Annotated in this window: 17 protein-coding genes; 8 read left to right on the top strand and 9 right to left on the bottom strand. The window is 71.7% G+C overall.

All coding sequences use genetic code 11. The features are described from left to right. Positions 1 to 20: 20 nt before the first annotated feature. From DY240_RS31640 to DY240_RS04015, 4 genes are all read left to right on the top strand, one after another. Positions 21 to 1,340, top strand: coding sequence for a glycoside hydrolase family 15 protein (locus tag DY240_RS31640; protein ID WP_158602726.1), 1,320 nt, complete (start codon positions 21 to 23; stop codon positions 1,338 to 1,340). A gap of 534 nt (positions 1,341 to 1,874) precedes the next feature. Beyond that, complete coding sequence (locus tag DY240_RS04025; protein WP_119658675.1) at positions 1,875 to 2,234, top strand: helix-turn-helix domain-containing protein; 360 nt, start codon at positions 1,875 to 1,877, stop codon at positions 2,232 to 2,234. A gap of 5 nt (positions 2,235 to 2,239) precedes the next feature. Further along, complete coding sequence (locus DY240_RS04020) at positions 2,240 to 2,710, top strand: hypothetical protein (RefSeq protein WP_147375189.1); 471 nt, start codon at positions 2,240 to 2,242, stop codon at positions 2,708 to 2,710. Between the two features lie 79 nt (positions 2,711 to 2,789). Next, positions 2,790 to 3,116, top strand: coding sequence for a DUF2516 family protein (locus DY240_RS04015; protein ID WP_233552603.1), 327 nt, complete (start codon positions 2,790 to 2,792; stop codon positions 3,114 to 3,116). Here DY240_RS04015 and DY240_RS04010 read toward each other — a convergent pair. After that, positions 3,101 to 4,171 carry a serine hydrolase gene (locus DY240_RS04010; RefSeq protein ID WP_119658672.1) on the bottom strand — a complete coding sequence of 357 codons (1,071 nt, stop codon included), beginning with the start codon at positions 4,169 to 4,171 and terminating at the stop codon, positions 3,101 to 3,103. The two genes, DY240_RS04015 and DY240_RS04010, sit on opposite strands and share 16 nt — an antisense overlap. Positions 4,172 to 4,407: 236 nt before the next feature. Between DY240_RS04010 and DY240_RS04005 the strand changes: the two genes are divergently transcribed. Continuing rightward, positions 4,408 to 6,951: an ATP-dependent Clp protease ATP-binding subunit gene (locus DY240_RS04005; RefSeq protein ID WP_119658671.1), complete on the top strand. Its 2,544-nt coding sequence runs from the start codon at positions 4,408 to 4,410 to the stop codon at positions 6,949 to 6,951. Positions 6,952 to 7,018: 67 nt separating this feature from the next. Here DY240_RS04005 and DY240_RS04000 read toward each other — a convergent pair whose 3' ends face one another. After that, positions 7,019 to 7,387: a hypothetical protein gene (locus DY240_RS04000; RefSeq protein ID WP_147375188.1), complete on the bottom strand. Its 369-nt coding sequence runs from the start codon at positions 7,385 to 7,387 to the stop codon at positions 7,019 to 7,021. Positions 7,388 to 7,531: 144 nt separating this feature from the next. Between DY240_RS04000 and DY240_RS03995 the strand changes: the two genes are divergently transcribed. Then, positions 7,532 to 8,272: an HAD-IIA family hydrolase gene (locus tag DY240_RS03995; protein WP_119658701.1), complete on the top strand. Its 741-nt coding sequence runs from the start codon at positions 7,532 to 7,534 to the stop codon at positions 8,270 to 8,272. Here the strand turns inward: DY240_RS03995 and DY240_RS03990 are convergent. The 4 genes from DY240_RS03990 to DY240_RS03975 all read right to left on the bottom strand — a co-directional run bounded on the left by DY240_RS03990 (position 8,256) and on the right by DY240_RS03975 (position 14,254). Then, complete coding sequence (locus DY240_RS03990) at positions 8,256 to 9,992, bottom strand: serine hydrolase domain-containing protein (RefSeq protein ID WP_119658669.1); 1,737 nt, start codon at positions 9,990 to 9,992, stop codon at positions 8,256 to 8,258. The genes DY240_RS03995 and DY240_RS03990 overlap by 17 nt on opposite strands. Next, positions 9,989 to 11,284 (bottom strand): exo-beta-N-acetylmuramidase NamZ family protein, encoded by a 1,296-nt coding sequence (locus DY240_RS03985; RefSeq protein WP_119658668.1) that lies wholly within the window; start codon positions 11,282 to 11,284, stop codon positions 9,989 to 9,991. The genes DY240_RS03990 and DY240_RS03985 overlap by 4 nt, the downstream gene beginning before the upstream one ends. Before the next feature lie 29 nt (positions 11,285 to 11,313). After that, positions 11,314 to 13,140 carry a glycoside hydrolase family 3 protein gene (locus DY240_RS03980; protein ID WP_119658667.1) on the bottom strand — a complete coding sequence of 609 codons (1,827 nt, stop codon included), beginning with the start codon at positions 13,138 to 13,140 and terminating at the stop codon, positions 11,314 to 11,316. Between the two features lie 154 nt (positions 13,141 to 13,294). Next, the gene (locus DY240_RS03975; RefSeq protein WP_407659275.1) at positions 13,295 to 14,254 is read right to left on the bottom strand and encodes an HhH-GPD family protein; all 960 of its coding nucleotides are present in this window, start codon (positions 14,252 to 14,254) and stop codon (positions 13,295 to 13,297) included. A 173-nt stretch (positions 14,255 to 14,427) separates the two neighbouring features. Here DY240_RS03975 and DY240_RS03970 point away from each other — a divergent pair, with 173 nt between their 5' ends. After that, positions 14,428 to 15,606 carry a hypothetical protein gene (locus DY240_RS03970; protein ID WP_147375187.1) on the top strand — a complete coding sequence of 393 codons (1,179 nt, stop codon included), beginning with the start codon at positions 14,428 to 14,430 and terminating at the stop codon, positions 15,604 to 15,606. 725 nt (positions 15,607 to 16,331) lie between these two features. On the opposite strand, the gene disA is transcribed toward DY240_RS03970, so the two are convergent. From disA to DY240_RS03955, 3 genes are all read right to left on the bottom strand, one after another. Beyond that, on the bottom strand, positions 16,332 to 17,462 hold the full coding sequence (gene disA / locus DY240_RS03965; RefSeq protein WP_407659277.1) for a DNA integrity scanning diadenylate cyclase DisA: 1,131 nt from the start codon (positions 17,460 to 17,462) through the stop codon (positions 16,332 to 16,334). 120 nt (positions 17,463 to 17,582) lie between these two features. Continuing rightward, on the bottom strand, positions 17,583 to 18,974 hold the full coding sequence (radA, locus tag DY240_RS03960; RefSeq protein WP_119658664.1) for a DNA repair protein RadA: 1,392 nt from the start codon (positions 18,972 to 18,974) through the stop codon (positions 17,583 to 17,585). Between the two features lie 47 nt (positions 18,975 to 19,021). Then, positions 19,022 to 19,669, bottom strand: coding sequence for a class I SAM-dependent methyltransferase (locus DY240_RS03955; protein ID WP_119658700.1), 648 nt, complete (start codon positions 19,667 to 19,669; stop codon positions 19,022 to 19,024). A gap of 260 nt (positions 19,670 to 19,929) precedes the next feature. Between DY240_RS03955 and DY240_RS31635 the strand changes: the two genes are divergently transcribed. Continuing rightward, positions 19,930 to 20,969 (top strand): hypothetical protein (locus DY240_RS31635; RefSeq protein WP_158602725.1); only part of this gene is annotated, 1,040 nt, incomplete at its 3' end.

The raw sequence follows: 20,969 nt of genomic DNA, 5'->3' as shown, positions 1-20,969 counted from the left end.
GGACCACGTACGCTGGTCTCGTGCGATCGTCCCGCCGCCTCGGGTGGCGCATCGGGCTCCCGGCGGTGATCCTCGTCATCGCCGCACTCAGCATGGCCCCGTCGCGCGGGACCGTCCTCCCTCTCCGGGCCGACGGCGTCATGGTCGAGCCCGGCGGCGCCGTGGCCACCGTGCCGGCCGGCTCCGAGGCCGCGTTCGTGCCCGGCACCAGCGTGCTCAGCTCCGAGGACCGTGCCGACCCCGCCGTCACGGCCCGCATCGACGACGATTGCCGCTGGCTGGCCGGCGGCGTCATTCCCGGCCACGGCACCCGGTACCACGCGATGGCCGAGCGGGCGCTGCTCGACCTGCGCGCGCTGACGTCGCCGACCGGCGCCCTGATGGCCGCCCCGGTCACCGCCTGGCGGCACGTCTGGCCCCGCGACGCCTCGTTCGCGGCCGCCGCGTACGCCGTCACCGGGCACGACGACGAGGCCGCCGACGTGCTCGGCTTCCTCGCCCGGGTGGCCCCCGCCGACGGCGAGTGGGAGGCGCGCTACCTGGCCGACGGGTCCGGCCCGCCCGACGATCGTCCCAAGCAGCTCGACAGCACGGGCTGGGTGCTGTGGGCGGTCTGGCTGGTCTCGCAGACAGCCGAGCGCGAGGCCGCGTCCTCGGTGCTGGAGGAGCTGCGCCCGGCCGTCATCGCGTCCGCCAATGCGATCGTCCGCTCCCTGGGCGACGACGGCCTGCCGGAACCGTCGTCGGACTACTGGGAGAAGGAGGAGACGGAGCTGACGCTCGGGGTGGCGGCGCCGCTGTCGCTCGGCCTGCGGTCGGCGCTCGCGCTGGCCCCGCTCATCGGGGTCGAGGACCCGTTCGTCTGGAGCAACGCCGCCCGCCGCCTCGACGACGCCATCGAGCGCGAGTTCGGCGCGCACGGCTACCCGCGCACCCTGCCCGACGGTGGCGCCGACGCCGCCGTCACGTTCCTCGCCCCGCCGTTCGCGCCGTCGACGCCCGAGGTCAGCGAGGCCGTGCGGGCGACGGAGCTGGCGCTGCGGGTGCCCAACGGCGGCCACCGCCCGGGCGAGGCGTGGCGCAAGGACGTCGACGTCGCGTGGACGCCGGAGACCGCCCTGCTGGCGCTCGCGCTGGCCGGCAACGGCGACCGCGAGGACGCCGACCGCCTGCTCACGTTCCTCGACAGCTACCGCACGCCACTCGGCTCGCTCCCCGAGAAGGTCGACGCCGAAGCCACCCCGGCCTCCGTCGCCCCCCTCGCCTGGACGTCGTCGCTCGTGCTGCTCACGCTCGCCGAGCTGGAGGACGGTCTGCCGGTCGTTCCGTCGTCGCACTGAGGGTTCGCTTGGTTCGCTGGGCGTTGGCCGTCCCCTGCTGCCCGATTGTCTTGGCCGCGGGCGCGCGCCTCAAGCGGACTGTTGGGCGCTTCGCGCCGGCGATGACCGCTTGACCCGCGCGCCCGCGGCTCAGAACGGGCAGCTATCAGGGGGACGGGGGCAATGTGGCGACGGCGCCAGGCCTCTGGGCCCGTTTCGGTGTGAGTTTGGTGTCGCTGGGTGTCCACGTGGTGAGATTTCACCGTGATTCCGGAGCCATCACGAGGATTACCCCAGCGTCAACACCCCTACAGTCATGGTGATGCTCAGGTAATCCTCGTGATGTAGGTGATCGTTGATGATCATCGCTCTCCACAGCCCGACAAAACAGAGCGAAGCGGGTACAGAACGTCAAGGCGTTCCCGCTCTGCCCCCGTCCCCTGATAGCTGACCGTGCTTGGTCGCAGCGGGTCAAGCGGTCCTCGGCGACGCGAAGTGCCGGTGACGCTAACCGACGTTTGCAAATGCTTGCAATAGTTAGCTATCGTCGTCGGTATGACGAAGGCCGGGATCGGTGAGTTCCTCCGCGAGCAGCGGCGCACCGCGCAGCTCTCGCTGCGGCAGCTCGCCGACCTCGCCGGCGTCAGCAACCCCTACCTGAGCCAGATCGAGCGCGGCCTGCGCAAGCCGTCGGCCGAGGTGCTCCAGCAGATCGCGAAGGCGCTGCGGATCTCCTCCGAGGCGCTCTACGTCCGGGCCGGGCTGCTGGACGAACCCAGCGGCGACCACAGCGTCGAGGACGCCGTCCTGGCCGACCCGGGCCTCGACGAGCAGCAGAAGCGCGCGCTGCTCGACGTGTACGCGTCGTTCCGGGCGGCCAACGCCGCGCGGCGCGGTACCGAGAAAGAAGGGTGAACCCCATGACCACCGAGACCACCACCAGCCCCACTCACGACCGCAGGCCGCTCTACGCCGCCGCCGGCGCGGCCGACGCCGCCGTGGCCGCGCTGCGCGAGCTGCCGGCCAAGGTCACCGAGGCCGTCAACGACGAGAAGCTGCGCGCCGAGTTCCGCACCCGCTTCGCCGAGCTGCCCGCCGACGTCCGGGCGTTCCGTGCCGGCCTGCCGGACCTGCTGCTGTCGGCTCAGGCGAAGGCCGCCGACCTGCCGCAGAAGGTGCGCGAGCTGCTGGCCGACGCCGGTCGCGAGGCCGGCAAGGCGTACGAGAGCTTCGCCACCCGCGGCGAGGGCGTCGTCACCAAGCTCCGCGAGGAGTACGGCCCGGTCGTCGAGAACGCCGTCGCGAACGTGCGCGGCCGGGTGGCCGACGCCGCCGACGACGTCGCCCAGCTCACCGGCAAGGCCGCCGACGACCGGAAGACCAAGCGCTGACCTGGGAGTCCGGCCGTGATCGGCGGCGGTTCGGCAGTGCTGAGCCCGCTGCCGATCACGTACAGTGGGGCGGGTGAACATGTTCGGGGATTTCCAGTCCTGGATCCTGATCCTCCTGGGCATCGGCGCTCTGGGGCTGAAGGGGTACGCCTTCTTCGACGCGCTCCGGGTCCCCACGCAGGCGTTCCCGGCCGCGGGCAAGTGGACCAAGCCGATCTGGCTCGCGATCCTCGGTGTCGCGCTGCTGGTCGAGATCGCGCTGTTCCCCACGCCGCTGTTCTTCGTGAACCTGCTGGGTGTGGTAGGCGCCGCGGTCTACCTCGTCGACGTGCGGCCGGCGGTGCGGCAGTACGGCGGCGGCCGCCGGAACGGCAACACCCACGACGGGCCCTACGGCCCCTGGTGATCGGCCGCTAGCAGCTCGAACGCCTCAGCGCCGAGCGCGAAGAACGCGTCGTGATCGGCCACCGCGGCGGCATCGGCCGCCGCGGCCTGCATGACGAAGACATACCGCTCACCGTCGGCGCGCTCGCCGTACCACGACGCCGTCACCACGCCGGGCGCGCTGCCGCCCTTGAAGCTGACGTACGGCCACTCGTCGCCGTCGATCGTCACGCCCCGGTTCCGGCCGAGCACCGACCGCAGCGCGGGGTCCGACCGGCCTACGTGCAGCGCCGCCTGCGCCGCGCACACGTCCAGGGCGGAACCGAACCAGTCGACCCCCGAGTCCCACGCGGGGTCGACGATGTCGCGGCCGGTCACCCGCAGCGGACCGGGCGGCAGCGCCGCCAGGATCCGGGCCCGCGCCGCCGCGCCCGCCCGCGCCCAGTCGGCGCGCAGCGACGGCCGGCCCCAGCCGACGGTGAAGAACTCGCGCGTGGTGAGGAACGGGCGGTTGAGGTCCGGCCGCGTGTGCCCCAGCGTCCTCATCGCGTCCTCGACGGCGCTCCGCCCGACGCGGTCGATCAGCAGCTCCGCCGCGGTGTTGTCACTGATCGCGATCATCGCGGCGGCCGCCTCGCGCACTGTCACCCGCGTGCCGTCGGGTGCGTCCTGCAGCTCGCCGGAGGGCAGGCTGCGCACCGCGCCGCTGACGGTCAGCTGGTCGGTCCAGGCCAGCTCACCGGCGTCGACGGCGGCAGCGACGGCACCGAGGACGTACAGCTTGAAGATCGACGCCATGGGCCGCGCAGTGGCGGGGTCGAGCTCCGCCACCGGCTCGCAGCCGCCGTCGTCGGTGACCCGTGCCGCCACCATGCCGACGTCGGCGTCCAGCGCCGTCAGGCGGCCGCGCAGCTCGTCCCACGACCCGGCCGGTTCCGGCTCGGCCGGGCCCGCCTGGGCGACGGTGGTGGACGGTTCCGGCGCCGACGGGGTCCGGCTCGCCCCCGGCGCGGGAGCGCCTCCGCAGCCGCCCGCCAAGGCCGCCACCACGGCGAGGGAGACCACCGCGCGGCGCATCCGGCCACTCTACGGAACTTCGCCCGCAGCGAACTCCGGGGCCAACAGGCTCATCGAGTGGAACATCGGGTACCCGGCGTGGTGTTCTTGCAGGCACAGTAAGTACGAAGGATCCGCCGCCATCGTCTCGTTCCAAGAGCACCGCGGAGAGAGAGGCGGCCGGCGGATATAGCATCGAATGGTCAGATGTGGAGTCCCCGTCTCCACAGCCGACCGCTCGGCAAGGAGCGCCACTGATGTTCGAGAGGTTCACCGACCGCGCGAGGCGCGTTGTCGTCCTGGCCCAGGAAGAGGCCAGGATGCTCAACCACAACTACATCGGCACCGAGCACATCCTGCTGGGCCTCATCCACGAGGGCGAGGGTGTGGCGGCGAAGGCGCTCGAGAGTCTCGGCATCTCGCTCGAGGCCGTGCGTCAACAGGTCGAAGAGATCATCGGCCAGGGCCAGCAGGCGCCCAGCGGGCACATCCCGTTCACGCCGCGGGCCAAGAAGGTGCTGGAGCTGAGCCTGCGCGAGGCGCTGCAGCTCGGCCACAACTACATCGGCACCGAGCACATCCTGCTCGGCCTCATCCGCGAGGGCGAGGGCGTCGCCGCCCAGGTGCTGGTGAAGCTCGGCGCCGACCTCAACCGCGTCCGCCAGCAGGTCATCCAGCTGCTGTCCGGTTACCAGGGCGGCAAGGAGGCGGCCACCGCCGGTGCCGGCCCGCAGGGCGAGGCGCCGTCCAGCTCGCTCGTTCTCGACCAGTTCGGCCGCAACCTGACCCAGGCCGCCCGCGAGGGCAAGCTCGACCCGGTCATCGGCCGCGAGAAGGAGATCGAGCGGGTCATGCAGGTGCTGTCCCGCCGCACCAAGAACAACCCCGTGCTCATCGGCGAGCCCGGCGTCGGCAAGACCGCCGTCGTCGAGGGGCTGTCGCAGGCCATCGTCAAGGGCGAGGTGCCCGAGACGCTGAAGGACCGGCACGTCTACACGCTCGACCTCGGCGCCCTGGTGGCGGGCTCCCGCTACCGCGGTGACTTCGAGGAGCGGCTGAAGAAGGTCCTGAAGGAGATCCGCACCCGCGGCGACATCATCCTGTTCATCGACGAGATCCACACGCTCGTCGGTGCGGGTGCCGCCGAGGGGGCCATCGACGCCGCGTCCATCCTCAAGCCCATGCTGGCCCGGGGTGAGCTGCAGACCATCGGCGCCACCACGCTCGACGAGTACCGCAAGTACGTCGAGAAGGACGCCGCTCTCGAGCGCCGGTTCCAGCCCATCCAGGTGCAGGAGCCCACGCTGGCCCACACCATCGAGATCCTCAAGGGTCTGCGCGACCGCTACGAGGCGCACCACCGGGTGTCCATCACCGACGGCGCGCTGGTGGCGGCGGCACAGCTGGCCGACCGCTACATCTCCGACCGGTACCTGCCCGACAAGGCGATCGACCTCATCGACGAGGCCGGTGCCCGGCTGCGCATCCGTCGCATGACGGCGCCGCCGGACCTGCGCGAGTTCGACGAGCGCATCGCCGAGGTCCGCCGCGAGAAGGAGTCCGCGATCGACTCGCAGGACTTCGAGAAGGCGGCGTCGCTGCGCGACAAGGAGAAGCAGCTCATCGCGCAGAAGATCGAGCGCGAGAAGCAGTGGAAGGCCGGCGACCTCGACGTCGTCGCCGAGGTCGACGACGAGCTGATCGCGGAGGTGCTGGCGTTCTCCACCGGCATCCCGGTGTTCAAGCTCACCGAGGAAGAGACCTCGCGCCTGCTCCACATGGAGGAAGAGCTGCACAAGCGGATCATCGGCCAGGAGGACGCCATCTCGGCGCTGTCCAAGTCGATCCGCCGTACTCGCGCCGGCCTGAAGGACCCGAAGCGTCCCGGTGGCTCGTTCATCTTCGCCGGTCCGTCCGGCGTCGGTAAGACCGAGCTGTCCAAGACGCTGGCCGAGTTCCTCTTCGGCGACGAGTCCGCGCTCATCCAGCTGGACATGAGCGAGTTCTCCGAGAAGCACACCGTCTCGCGGCTGTTCGGCTCCCCGCCCGGCTACGTCGGGTACGAAGAGGGCGGCCAGCTGACTGAGAAGGTGCGCCGGCGTCCGTTCTCCGTCGTGCTCTTCGACGAGGTCGAGAAGGCCCACCCCGACATCTTCAACTCACTGTTGCAGGTGCTCGAGGACGGCCGGCTCACCGACGCACAGGGCCGGGTCGTGGACTTCAAGAACACCGTGATCATCATGACCACGAACCTGGGGACCCGCGACATCGCCAAGGGCGTCAACCTCGGCTTCTCCGCCGCCGACGACACCACCGGCAGCTACGACCGCATGAAGGCGAAGGTCACCGAGGAGCTCAAGCAGCACTTCCGGCCCGAGTTCCTCAACCGTGTCGACGACATCGTCGTGTTCCACCAGCTGACCCAGGACGAGGTGCTGCGCATCGTCGACCTGCGGATCGCCGAGCTGGACGAGCGGCTGCGCGACAAGGACATGGGGCTGGAGCTCACCCAGGCCGCGAAGGAACTGCTGTCGAAGAAGGGCTTCGATCCCGTGCTGGGCGCCCGGCCGCTGCGCCGGACCATCCAGCGCGAGATCGAGGACACCCTGTCCGAGAAGATCCTCTTCGGCGACCTGAAGGCGGGCGAGCTCGTCCTGGTCGACGTCGAGGGCGAGGGCGCCGACGCGGCGTTCACGTTCGCCGGCAGCCCGAAGTCCGAGCTGGCCGAGGTGGCCACGCCGGTCGGCGCGGGCGCCGCCAGCGGGACGGCCGCGGCGAGCAAGCGCGAGAAGACGTCGTAACGACGTCCCACACGAAACGGCCCCGGAGCATCCGTGCTCCGGGGCCGTTCCGCGTGCTGGGCTGTGCTCAGCCCATCTCGATGTCGCACTCGTCCTGAGCGTGCTGGCTGATGTTCTCCGTGGCGGTCAGTGCGGCCTCGGGGTCCTGCTCGGCCGCCGCCTCGGGGTCGCTCACGGCGTCCATGGCCGACTGGAAGGTCTCCCAGTCGCCCTTGACGTCATCGGGGGCGGCGTCGACGATCTCCTGGATGCGGCTGGAGAACTCCTCCATGGCCTCCGCGTCGGTGGGGTCGGCATCGGCCAGCGAGGTGTCCTCCTCGGCGCTGCGGAGCAGGTCGCAGTACTCCGAGTCGCCGCCGCTGCTACAGGCGGTCAGGCCGAGGACGAGGGCGGCCGCCGCGCCGAGCAGCGAGGCGGACCGGGTGGAACGAGTCATCTCCAGGTACTCCAATGAAGGGGGTGTCGTGATCGGTCAAACCCCGGCGACATTACCCGATCTGTCCGGCCGTCCGGGCGCGAACCGGCGACACCCTAGAGTGGACTCGTGAGCGACCGTGAGATCGAGTGCTGGCTGACCGACATGGACGGCGTCCTCGTACACGAGGACCGCGCCATTCCCGGAGCCGCGGATTTCCTACGCCGCCTCGTCGACCGTGAGCGCCGCTTCCTGGTGCTCACCAACAACTCCATCTACACCCGGCGCGACCTCGCCGCCCGGCTGGCGCGCACCGGGCTGGAGCTGCCCGAGGAGGCCATCTGGACGTCGGCGCTGGCGACCGCGCAGTTCCTCGACGACCAGCGCCCGGGCGGCACGGCGTACGTCATCGGCGAAGCCGGGCTGACCACGGCGCTGCACGAGATCGGCTACGTGCTGACCGACACCAAGCCCGACTACGTGGTGCTCGGCGAGACCCGCACCTACTCGTTCGAGGCGATCACCAAGGCGATCCGGCTGATCGGCGAAGGCGCCCGGTTCATCGCGACCAACCCCGACGCCACCGGACCGTCGCAGGAGGGGCCGCTGCCGGCCACCGGCGCCGTCGCCGCCATGATCACCCGCGCCACCGGCCGCGAGCCCTACTACGTGGGCAAGCCGAACCCGATGATGTTCCGCAGCGCGATGAACGCCATCGAGGCGCACTCGGAGATGACGGCCATGGTCGGCGACCGCATGGACACCGACGTCGTCGCGGGCATGGAGGCGGGCCTTCGCACCTACCTCGTGCTCACCGGCTCCACGTCCCGCGCCGACATCGGCCGGTTCCCGTTCCAGCCGAACCACGTGGTCAACTCCGTGGCCGACCTCATCGAGCTGATCTGACCCAGCCGTCGGCGACGAACCGCTCGGGCTCCCGCTCGCCGTCGAACACGGGCTTGCCGCGGGTGCGCACCTTGACGCCGTCGACGTAGACGCCGCGGCCCTGGTAGAGCGCGTCGGTGACGTAGCGCCAGCGCAGGATCGTGTCGCCGTCGCCGGGCAGCCCGGCGCGCACCGTCCACCACTGCCGGCCCTGGTAGCCGCTGATCACGCCGTCGGCGGCGTCGACCCGGTCGGCGCCGGCGCGAGCCGTGAACGGCACCGGCGTCCAGGTGGCGCCGCCGTCGGCCGACCGCTCCAGCATGAGCCGGTCGGTCGACTCGGTGTCGACGAACAGGTCGAACAGCAGCGTCGAGCTGCCGGACAGCTCGACCGGCAGGCTCAGCGTCGACGTCGTCGCGTCGCCCTCGTGCGCCCGCCAGGCGTCGTCGCCGGAGCGCGGGTCGACGGCGAGCGCGTAGGCGAGCTCGTGGGCGACCGCACGCCGGGCCGGGTTGATGGTGCCCCAGTTGCGCGACGGGTGCACCCGGTTGGTCAGCAGGATGACGAACGAGCGCGACTGCGGATCGATGACCATGCTCGTTCCGGTGAAGCCGGTGTGCCCGGCCGTCGACGGCGACGACAGCGCGTCCATGTACCAGCGCTGGTTCAGCTCGAAGCCGAGGCCGTGCGCGTTGCCGGGGAAGGCGGCGTTCTCGTCGGTGAGCATGGTCTCGACGGTGTCCGGCCGCAGGATCCGCTCGCCGCCGTAGGCGCCCCCGTTGAGGATCGCCTGCGCCAGCCGGGCGAGGTCCTGCGCCGTGCCGAACACGCCGGCGTGCCCCGCGACGCCGTTCAGCGACCAGGCGTTCTCGTCGTGCACCTCGCCGCGGACGAGGCCACGCGGCGGCGTCGCCTGGAACTCCGTCGCGGCGATGCGCTCCAGCTCCGAGGCCGGCGGGTTGTAGCCGGTGTCGGCCATGCCGAGCGGCCCGGTGATGCCGTCGGCCACCAGCTCGTCCAGCGGCTCACCGGTGACGGCCTCGGCGATCAGCCCCGCGGTGATCATGTTGAGGTCGGAGTAGACGTAGGTGGTACCGGGCGGGCTGGCCGGCGTGGTGTTCAGGACGGCGGCGATCCGCGCCTCCGGCGTCGGCCAGTCGCGCCACAGCGGCAGCCAGGCGACCAGCCCGCTGGTGTGCGTCAGCAGCTGCCGGACGGTGATCGCCTCCTTGCCGTTGGCGGCGAACGCCGGCAGGTACTGGGCGACCGGCGCGTCCAGGTCGACCCGCCCGGCCTCGACCTGCTGCAGTACGACGATGGTGGTGAACAGCTTCGACACCGAGGCGAGGTCGTAGATGGTGTCGGTATCCGCCGCGATCCACTCGTCCCGCGGCAGCTCGGCGCCGGTGCCGTCGGCGAACCGCAGCGCCCAGCCGGCGGCATCCTCGGCGACGACCCGGCCGCCGTGGGCGGCCAGCACCGTCATCCCGGAGTAGAGCGGGTGCGTCGCCCCGGGCGGCGTCTCGGTGTACGCCGCGGCGCGGTCGACCAGCGCCTCGATGCGGTCGGGGTCGAGGCCGACGTCGGCGGGGTCGGCCTCGTGCAACGTCGTGCGCGGCGACATGAAGCCGTCGTGCGGGCGGTCGAACCGGCCGTCGTCGCCCTGGGCGCCGGCCGGGGCGCCGCCGGCGAGCAGAGCGGCGGTGAGTGCGGTCACGAGGACGATTCTGCGCGCCGTCATCGCCGGCCCCGGTAGAGAAGGTAGGGCTGCCGGCGCTGGTCGAACTCGGCCAGTTCGTCCTGCCACGACGCCACGATCTCCGCCGCCGACGCTCCGGCGTCGACCATCACCCGCAGCCGCTCCGACCCGTGCAGCTTGTGGATGAAGCCGTCGCTGGTGCCGCCGCCCCGCCACGAGAACGCGTCGGGGTACCGGTGCTTCGCCGCGACCAGCATCTCGACGCCGGTGCGGACGGGGTCGAACGCGGCCGGGTCGGTGACGTGCAGCTGGACGCCGCCGCAGACCGTGCCGACGTGCTTGCTGAACGTCGGCACGAAGTACGCCTCGCGGAAGTCGACGCCCGGCAGCCCGGCGGCGTTGAGGTCGTCGGCCCAGTGGTAGGTGCCGTACGGCGCGCCGATCAGCTCGAACGGCCGGGTCGTGCCGCGGCCCTCCGACGCCGCCGTCCCCTCGAACACGCAGGTGCCGACGTAGACCTGAGCGGTGTCGGGGGTCGGCATGTTCGGGCTGGGCAGCACCCACGGCAGCCCGGTGTCGGCGTAGCGCATCTCCGGCCGCCAGCGCCGCATCGTCACGACCTCGAGGTCCTCGACGCTCGCGCCCGCGTCGTCGGGCAGGAACTCGGCGTTGAAGAAACGGGCCAGCTCGCCGACGGTCATGCCGTGCTGCTGCACGATGTAGCGCTGGCCGACGCCGGACTCGAACCCGGGGAACAGCATGGGGCCGTACGCCGTGCCGCCGACCGGGTTCGGCCGGTCCAGCACGACGAACTTCAGGCCCATGCGAGCGGCCGCGCGCATCGCCGACCACATGGTCCAGATGTAGGTGTAGAAGCGGGCGCCGACGTCCTGGATGTCGAAGACCACGACCTCGACACCGGCTTCGGCGAACATCCGCATGAAGCCGGCCTCCTGCGCGCCGTACGCGTCGTAGACCGTGACCCCGGCGCGGGGGTCGATGGTGGTCTCCTCGGCCTCGCCGGCCTGTGCGGAGCCGCGGAACCCGTGCTCCGGCCCGAACACGCCGGCGATGTTCACGTTGCCGGAGGCGACCATGCTGTCGACGATGTGCGACGCGTCCGGCAGGATGCCGGTCGGGTTCGAGATCACGCCGACCCGGTGACCCGACAGCGCCGTCCAGCCGTCGTCGGCCAGCCGCTGCGCGCCCGTGAGCACCGCCCGCGCGGGCGTGACCTTGTCGCCGTCGCCGTCGTCACCCCCGCCTCCGGTCAAGCCGATGGCGGGGACGGCAGCGGCGGCGCCGGCCGAAGCGATGAACGTACGGCGATCCATGGGGGCTCCTCGGGGTGGTCGGGCGGGGGTCACCAGGTGAGGCCGTGGCCGATCGGGTAGAGCACGCTGCCGTCGGCGGCCGGGACGACCACCGGCAGCCGGCCGGCGGGGGAGAACTCGCCGGTGATCACCTTCGCGACGCTGCGCATCGACACCGTCGTCGACGAGTAGGCGGCCAGGAAGCCCGCGGTCTCCGGCAGGTACGCGACGTCGTAGGCGTTGCGGGCGGCGACCGCGACGACGGCGTGCCCGGTGGCCGCCAGCTCGGCGACCAGCCGGCGCTGCCGGCCCTCCGGGTCCGTCGCCGCGATGTCCCAGGCGTTGGACGTGATGACGACGGTGAGGTCGTGCGACGGCGCGGCCTGGACGGCGGCGGCGATGGCGGCGTCGCTGGGCCGGGTGCCGACCGCCTGGACGGCCGCCGTCGCGCCGCGCTCGCGGAGGGCCGCGGCGAGGTCGTTGCCGGCGGCGGTGTTCGTCGTGACGACGTTGACGCTGCTGGTGGGTGCCACCGGCAGGATGGCGGCGCCGTCGGCGCCGGTGTTGCGCAGCGCCGTGACGGTCGGGTCGGTGATGCGCTCGGCGGCGATCTGGTGGGCGCGGTTGCCGACGGTGCGGGCGACGCGCTCGACGTCGACCTGCTCGTCCTCGGTGATGCCGCGGTCCCACTTGAGCCGCAGGATCCGCTCGACGCTCTCGTCCAGCCGCTGCTCGCTGATCTCGCCGTCGCGGACGGCCTGCAGCACCGCCTGGTACATGACGTCCATGTCGCCGTCCTTCGGCACGAGCAGCTGGTCGACGCCGGCCCGCAGCGCGAGCACCGGGACCCGCGCCGGGCCGAAGCCCTGCCGGACGCCCTCCATGTTCAACGCGTCGGTGATGACGACGCCGTCGTAGCCGAGCTCATCGCGGAGCAGCCCGGTGATGATCGGCTCGGACAGCGTCGCCGGCACCCCGGTCGGGTCGAGGCTGTCGACGACGATGTGCGCGGTCATGATGACGTCGATGCCGGCGTCGATGGCGGCCCGGAACGGCGGCGCGTCGATGGTCTCCCACTCCTGCCGGGTGTGGTCGATCTCCGGCACGCCGTAGTGGCTGTCGGTCGTCGTGTCGCCGTGGCCGGGGAAGTGCTTCGCCGCGGCCGCGACGCCCTCGCCGAGCTGGTAGCCGGCCACCTGGGCGGCGACGTACTCGGCGGCCATGGCCGGGTCGGAGCTGAAGCTGCGCACGCCGATGACCGGGTTCTCGGCGTTGACGTTGACGTCGGCCACCGGGGCGAAGTTCTGGTTGATGCCGACGGCGCGCAGCTCGCGGGCGGTGATCCGGGCCGCCTCGCGGGCGGCGTTGGTGCTGCCGGCGGCCGCCAGCGCCTGGGCGCCGGGGAACTGCGTCGCGGGAGCCGGCATCCGGGCGACGATGCCGGTTTCCTGGTCGGTCGAGACGATCAGCGGCGGCCCGCCGTCCGCCGTCGCCGTCCGCTGGAGGTCGTTGGAGAGCCGGGCGATCTGCTCCGGGTTGGTGACGTTGCCGGCCCACGCGAAGTAGATCACGCCGCCGAGGTGGTACTTCTCGACCACCTGGGCCGGGGTGTCGACGCCGTAGGCGGCCTGGTTGCTGGCCCGCTGCGCGGCGGTGACGGTGTGCGCGTCGGCCCCGTACACCTGGACGACGAACAGCTGCCCGACCTTCTCCTCCAGCGTCATGCCGGCCAGCTGGGCGGCGACCCATTCGGTGCCCTCATCGGTGAGGGCGGTGGTGCCGCCGGCCGCGGGGCCGGCCAGCGCGGGCGAGGCGATGAGCAGGGCGGCCGCCGTGGCGGCGGCGCGGAACAGGCTGCGACGGTGGAACCGGGGCATGCGGGCCTCCCCAGAGGATGGGCGGTTGCCGTTTTCAGCGAGCCAGCTTGTGGCGGAACGTAGCGAAATGATTACCGACGGTCAAGAGTGGTCACGCCGAGGTGATGACCAGCCGCGGTCGCCGCCCTCGCCGAACGCCCCCACCCTCAGAAGATCAACTTTGCGGGGTGGAGGTGGGCAGGCGGAAGAGGTCGCCGTCCAGGGGCTCGACGAGGCCGTCGGCGACCAGTGCGTCCAGCGCTCGCTCGCGCTGCACGGGCTCGGCCCACGTCGCGTCCAGCAGCCGCTTCGGCACCGGGCCGGCCGACTCGCGCAGCACCGCCATCAGGCGGCCGCGCACCTGGCGGTCGGTGCCGTGCCACGCCTGGCCACGCCGCGGCGGGCCGTCGTCGCGAGGGGAACCGGCCAGCCGCCAGGCGCATTCGCTCGCGATGGGGCAGGACGAACAGCGCGGCGACCGCGCGGTGCAGATGAGTGCGCCCAGCTCCATGACGGCGACCGCCCAGCGCGGCGCCGTGTCGGCGTCGGGCAGCAGATCCTGCGCCAGCCGCCGTTCCGCGGCCGTCGGCGCCGTGGGTGGGTACTGGGTCCCGGCGACGGCGCGGGCGAGCACCCGGCGGACGTTGGTGTCGAGGACGGCGTGCCGGGCACCGAACGCGAACGACGCGACGGCGGCGGCCGTGTAGTCGCCGATGCCGGGCAGTGCGATCAGCTCGTCGTACGTGGCGGGCACCATGCCGCCGTGCCGCTCGACGATCGCCGCGGCGGCCGCGTGGAGTCGCAGCGCCCGCCGCGGGTAGCCCAGGCGGCCCCAGGCCCGGATCGCCTCGCCCGGTTCCTCGGCGGCGAGGTCGGCCGGTCGCGGCCACCGGCGCATCCACTCGTGCCACACGGGCTCGACCCGGACGACCGGCGTCTGCTGCAACATGATCTCGCTCACCAGAACGCCCCACGGGGTGCGGTCCGGCGCGCGCCACGGCAGATCGCGCGCGTGCGCGGAGTACCAGGACAGGACGGCGGCGTGCATCGGACCCGAGTCTAAAGCGCCGCCGCCGGCCGGGCGCAAAGGGTCGAAAAGGACAATGGAAAACATTCGCCGATGACATTTCGTCATGGTCGTTGACTCGCGATCAGTTGCGTAGTTAGCGTCTTTGCCGCGTGATCAATACTTGCGCATAGGGAAAATCCGGACTTTGACGTCATCAAGGCCGGAAAGGTAGTGGAGAAGGAGCAAGTATGACTCTGGAAGCGACTGACCGGCGGCGTGTGCGTCGTGGTGCGGTCAAGGTGGCAGCGGGTGTGGCCGGCGCGGCGCTGGCCTGCTCGGCCGCCGGGCTGCAGGCACAGGCCGCCGAGTCCGGCCAGGCCGCCGGGCCGGACCAGCGCTCCGGCGAGTTCAGGATCGCAGCGGATGGCTACTACGCCACTGCTCAGGTGAGGACCGGCGCCCAGGCGCCGATCCCGGTGCAGGTGCCCGAGCTCGACGCGCACGTCACCGTCGGGCAGATCGAGTCCGAGGCGAACTCGGCCGGCATCGAGGGCGAGGACGAGGGCGTCCACTCCCGCGCGTTCGGCACGATCGCCAGCATCGGCGGCGCGGGCGCCGAGTTCGACGTCCCGTACCTGGTCGAGCAGGTCGCGCTGCCGGAGGAGCCGGAGGCGGCGACCTACGGCCTGCACGGCCTCGAGGTGCCGATCCTCGGCAACCTCGACGCGATCTCCGGTGAGGCCAAGGCCAACTGGAACGACGACCTCGTCACCGAGGGCGGCGAGGGCGGCGTGCTGACGTCGCTGTACTCCGGTGTCGGCGAGGTCGACCTGATCGACGTCGCGGACCTCGGGGCGGTCACCGAGCTGCTGCCGATCGAGCTGCCGGTCGGCAGCCCGGTCGTCACCGTCGGCGCCGGCCAGCTGCTGCAGGAGACCGGCACCTTCCCGAAGGAGGACGGTTCCCTGGGTGCGTACGCTGAGGTCAGCGGCCGGTTCGCGGACCTGAGCATCCTGGGCGGGGCGGCCAACGGCGGCATCTCTCTCGGCTTCGCCGGGGCCGACGACGGCGAGACCCCGAACGCGTGGGGCCGGCTCGAGGCGACCGGCGAGCCGGGCGGCGCGACGTTCGACTACGAGCTGCCGGCCCTCGAGCTGCACGTCGGTGACGACGAGGTCATCGACGTCGAGCCGGGCTTCGACCAGACCTTCGAGCTGAACGGCCTGTCGGTGAACCTGAACTTCGCCGACTACCGCGACTCCGACACCGTCCTCGCCGAGGACGGCACGGTCGCGTCCGCCTCGGGCGGCGGCCTGTCGGTGCGCGTCACGGTGAGCGTGCCCGTCCCGGTCGTCGGCGACGTCGAGGTGGCCAGCGCCGAGGTCGGCCTGCTGAGCTTCCCCGAGCTGAGCGTCGAGGTTCCGCAGGGCGGCATCACCGGCGACTCCGCCGAGGCGGACGCCGCGCGCTCGCTCTGAGAGCCGCCGGGTCCGACCCGGCGATCGAGCACGGCGAGCCCACCCCTCGCCGTGGTGAAAAGTGAATGAGAGCTCGTGGGTCCGGCCCCCTCCCGAGAGGGCGGCCGGGCCCACGAGTCATGTTCGGGGCCTTCTGCCCTGGATCCGTGGGTGGGCTCCCCGTCCCCCTGCTGCCCCATTCTCTTGCCGCGAACCCGCGCCTCAAGTCCGCCATGGAGTCGCTTCGCGACGAGGGGCGGACTTGACCCGCGGCTTCGCGGCCAAGAACGGGCAGCTATCAGGGGGACGGGGAGGATGTGGGCACGCCTCGGCGTTGGCGTGCCCGTTTCGCGCCGTTTTGTCCGGTCGTGGATCGCGATGATCATCGGCGATCGCCTACATCACGAGGATTACCTGAGCATCACCATGCCTGTAGGGGTGTTGACGCTGGGGCAATCCTCGTGATGGCTCCCGAATCACGGTGAAATCTCGCCTAGTGGACGCCGAACGACACCAACGCCACACAGTATCGGGGCCGACGACCCCGGCAGCCGTCGCCACACTCCCCCCGTCCCCCTGATAGCTGCCCGTTCTTAGCCGCGGGCGCGCGGGCCAAGTCCAAGGCCCCCAACCACAGCGAGCAGTACACAGTCAGAGGCCGCGGACTTGAGGCGCGCACACGCGGCCAAGACAATCGGGCAGCAGGGGGACGGCCCAACTCACCAACGACGGCCAAGCCCGACGGTTCAGACGTAGCGTTCGAGGATGCTGGACTCGGCCAGCCGCGAGAGCCCCTCGCGGACGCTGCGGGCGCGGGACTCGCCGACACCCTCGACGGCCTGGAGGTCGTCGACGCTGGCGGCCAGCAGCTTCTGCAGGCCGCCGAAGTGCTCGACCAGGCGGTCGATGACGCTGTCGGGCAGCCGCGGCACCCGGGCCAGCAGCCGGAACCCGCGCGGGCTCACGGCGGCGTCGAGCTGCTCGCCGCCGCCGGGGAAGCCCAGCGCCCGGGCCACCGCGCCGAGGTCGAGCAGGTCGGTGCCGGACAGCGTGTCGAGCGCGCTGATGGCCTCGCCGAGGCTGCGCTTGCGGCGGCCGGACGGTGCCGGCAGGTAGTCGCGTATCACCAGCTCGCGGTCGGAGTCGACGCCGGCGACGAGCTCGTCGAGCTGCAGGCTCAGCAGCCGGCCGTCGGTGCCGAGCTCGACGACGTAGCCGTCGATCTCGACCGAGATGCGCCGCACCATCTCCAGCCGCTGCGCCACCGAGACGACGTCGCGGACGGTGACGAGGTCCTCGATCTCCAGCGCCGACAGCGTGCCGGACACCTCGTCGAGGCGCAGCTTGTAGCGCTCGAGCGTGGCCAGCGCCTGGTTGGCCCGCGACAGGATCTGCCCGGCGTCCTCGAGCACGTAGCGGATGTCGTCGACGTAGATGGCGACGATGCGCATGGACTGGCTCACCGAGATGACCGGGAAACCGGTCTGCTTGGCCACCCGCTCGGCGGTGCGGTGCCGGGTGCCGGACTCCGTCGTCGGGATGGACGGGTCGGGCACCAGCTGGGTGGCCGCCTTGAGGATCTTGGTGCAGTCGCGGTCGACGACGATGGCGCCGTCCATCTTCGCCAGCTCGCGCAGCCGGGTGGCGCTGAACTCGACGTCGAGGCTGAAGCCGCCGGTGGACATGGCCTCGATGGTCTTGTCGTAGCCGAGCACGACCAGGGCGCCGGTGCGGCCGCGCAGGATGCGCTCGAGGCCCTCGCGCAGCGCTGTGCCGGGCGCCACAGCTGCCAGAGCCAGGCGCAGCTTCGCGTCGGCGCCGGCTCGATCGATGCCTTGCACGTGACCCCTGTCGTGACCCGGACGGCTTCTCGTGATGAACAGTGTACGGTCGCACGGCACCGCCCCGGCGAGGGACGGCAGACGACGCTGGATAGAACAGTCTAGGGCGTGATGTGCCGGTGTGCGGCGACGTTCGCGTCAATACCACGCAACGATTCAGCTGTGCTGCGGCGAATCCGTGGCCAACCCGGCATCGCGTCGCGCGGCGGCCAGCGCCTGTCCGACATCGGCCACTTCGATGACGCGGATGCCGCCGGGCACCGGGCCGGGGTCGGCCGGTACCAGCGCCGTCGTGAACCCCATGCGCTCGGCCTCGGCCAGCCGCCGGCTCAGGCCGGACACCCGGCGGATCTCGCCGGCCAGCCCGACCTCGCCGAGCGCGGTGAGCCCGGCCGGCAGCGGCGAGCCGGACGCCGCGCTGGCCACGGCCAGGAGCAGCGCGAGGTCGGTGGACGGCTCGGACAGCTTCGCGCCGCCGACGGTGGAGGTGTAGACGTCGCTGTTGCTGAGCCGGACCTGGCCGCGGCGTTCCAGCACGGCCAGCACCATGGCCACCCGGGAGGAGTCGAGCCCGCTGTTCGCCCGCCGCGGCGTGGCCAGCGCCGACGTCGCGACCAGCGCCTGCACCTCGCCGAGCAGCGGGCGCCGGCCCTCGAGCGTCACCGTGATGCAGGTGCCCGGCACCGGCGTGGCGTGCCGGGACAGGAACAGCCCGGTGGGGTCTGCGAGCGAGCTGATGCCGGTGTCGGTGAGGTCGAAGCAGCCGACCTCGTCGGCCGGGCCGAACCGGTTCTTGACCGTGCGCACCAGCCGCAGCCGCGAGTGGCGGTCGCCCTCGAAGTGCAGCACGACGTCGACCAGGTGCTCGAGGACCCGCGGCCCGGCGATGCTGCCGTCCTTCGTGACGTGGCCGACGAGGATGGTGGCGATGCCGCGGTCCTTGGCCACCCGGATGAGCGACGCGGCCACCTCGCGGACCTGCGTGACGCCGCCGGCCGCGCCGTCGACGGCCGGGCTGGACACCGTCTGGACGGAGTCGAGCACCAGCAGCGACGGCCGCACCTCGTCGATGTGCCCGAGGACGGCGGACAGGTCGGTCTCGGCGGCGAGGTAGAGGTGGTCGGCGACGGCGCCGGTGCGCTCGGCCCGCAGCCGCACCTGGGCGGCGGACTCCTCGCCGGTGACGTAGAGCGCCCGGCCGGCCTCGTGCGCCCACCGCGCGGTGACGTCGAGCAGGAGGGTCGACTTGCCGACGCCGGGCTCGCCGGCCAGCAGGATGACGGCGCCCTGCACCAGCCCGCCGCCCAGCGCGCGGTCGAACTCGCCGACGCCGGTGGGTCGCGAGCGCGCCGCCTCGATGGCGACGGAGCCGATGGGCCGGGCCGCCTCGGTGACCGGGCCGGCGACCGTGACGCCGGCCTTCGCCGCGCCGGCCTGTTCGACCGTGCCCCACGCCTGGCACTCGCCGCACCGGCCGACCCACTTGGCCGTGGACCAGCCGCATTCGGAGCACCGGAACACCGGGGCCGTCGTCTTCGCCTTCGCCATGCCCAGAACCGTAGACGGCCGGACCGACAACGCCGGCGAGTTCACGGTCAGAAGCGGCGCCAGAACAGGTTGACGGCGTAGTCGACGGAACTGACGGTGTGCTCGGCCAGGATCGCGTCGGCGGTCTTCGGGTCGAACTCGATGCGCACGACGGCCTCGAACGACGCGCGGTCGGGCTGCTCCCAGCGCATCGTCAGCGGCTCGCGGTGCCAGCCCTGCCGGGCCCAGAACCGTTCCACCGCCTCGGCGTCGTACGACGGCAGGCCGGTGCGGAACCAGCGACCGAAGGTCGACCGCGTGGCGTCGTTGTCGATGACGAACGCGGTGCCGCCGTGGCGCAGCACCCGGGCGACCTCGGCCAGCCCCGGTTCGCAGCCGGGACCGAAAAAGTAGGCCCAGCGGGCGTGCACGACGTCGACGGACGCCGGCGGGAGCGGCAGCTGCTGCGCCCTGCCGCGCTGGACGGTGATGCGCGAACGCACCGCGGCCGGCAGCGCGGCGACCCGCTGCTGTGCCCGGCGGACCAGCGGCGGGTGCGGCTCGACGCCGACGACGCGGCGGGCCGACGCGGCGAACCGGGGCAGATGGAACCCGGCGCCGCAGCCGACGTCGAGCACGTCGAGGCCGGCCCAGTCGTGGATGCCCAGCATGGCCGCCTCGATGACGCCGTCGGGGTCGACGCCCCGGTTCTCCATTTCGTAGACGTCCGGATAGTGCCAGATGTTCGGGCTCGGGATCACGTCGCGGCGCACAGACCAATCATTGCAGACCCTCTCCCCTAATTCGGACAGAAAGGGCCTTCGGAAGTGGTGTCACCGGTATGTCACCTAGAAGAATGACCTTTTGTAGAGTACCTTGACACCTCTGGTCAGGGGGTTGAATGTACTCCCTGGCGGGCACCCAGAAAACAGGTTGCCTGGGGAAACACCTTTCGAATGATTTGAGGAGAATTGTGTTGAAGACAGTGCTGCGTGGCGCCGTTGTGGCCGGCGCTGCGCTCGCCGCCTGTTTCGCCCTGAGCGTGCCGGCGGCCACGGCCGAGGAGGGGAAGGGGGTTGAGCTCCCCAACGAGATCACCAGCGTCGAGGAGGCCGACGGCCTGCTGGACACCCTCGGTCTCGGTGACATCGAGGTCGGCAACAGCCTGTGCGCACTGCCCTGGCTGTGGCAGGGCCCGTTCAACATCTTCGTCGGCGGCCAGGAAGCCTACTACGAGGCCTGCAACGGCAACACCGGCATCGCGATCGGTGACGGCATCAACGTCCTGAACAACGGCGCCGACTCGTACGGCGACGGGATCAACGTCCTCAACAACACCTGCGCCGCTCCGTGGCTCTGGCAGGGCCCGGCCAACGGCGCCGTCGAGGACCAGTCCGCCTACTACGTGGTCTGCAACACCGAAGAGACCACCTACGGCGACGGCATCAACGTGCTCAACGGTGCCTGCGCCCTCCCGTGGCTCTGGCAGGGCCCGGCCAACGTGTTCAACGAGGGCCAGGAGGCCACGTACGTCGCCTGCAACAGCGACGGCACGACCTATGGCGACGGCATCAACGTCGGCAACAACGTGTGCGCGCTGCCCTGGCTGTGGCAGGGCCCGGTCAACGGGTTCAACGACGGCCAGGCCGCTCACTACGCCGCCTGCAACAACGACGGCACGCTGACCGGCGACGGCGCCAACCTGCTGAACAACGCCTGCGCCGCGCCGTGGCTGTGGCAGGGCCCGATCAACACGGTGCTGGGCGAGCAGTCGGCCCACTACACCGCCTGCAGCGGTGCGGACGCGCCGTCGACGGACCTGCTCAGCAGCCTCGTCTCGCTCGAGGGTGGCAGCATCGACATCCTCAACGACGCGTGCGGCGCGCCGTGGCTGTGGCAGGGCCCGCTCAACGCGGTCATCGACAGCCAGGAGGCCTACTACCAGGCGTGCGACCAGCGCGCCGAGGCTGAGACCGAGGTCGACGGCACGGAGGTCGACGGCACGGAGGTCGACGG

The sequence above is a fragment of the Jiangella rhizosphaerae genome (assembly GCF_003579925.1).
Taxonomy (GTDB): Bacteria; Actinomycetota; Actinomycetes; order Jiangellales; family Jiangellaceae; genus Jiangella; species Jiangella rhizosphaerae.
Note: the sequence above shows the minus strand (reverse complement) of the source record. Positions and strands in the feature narration are given on the sequence as shown.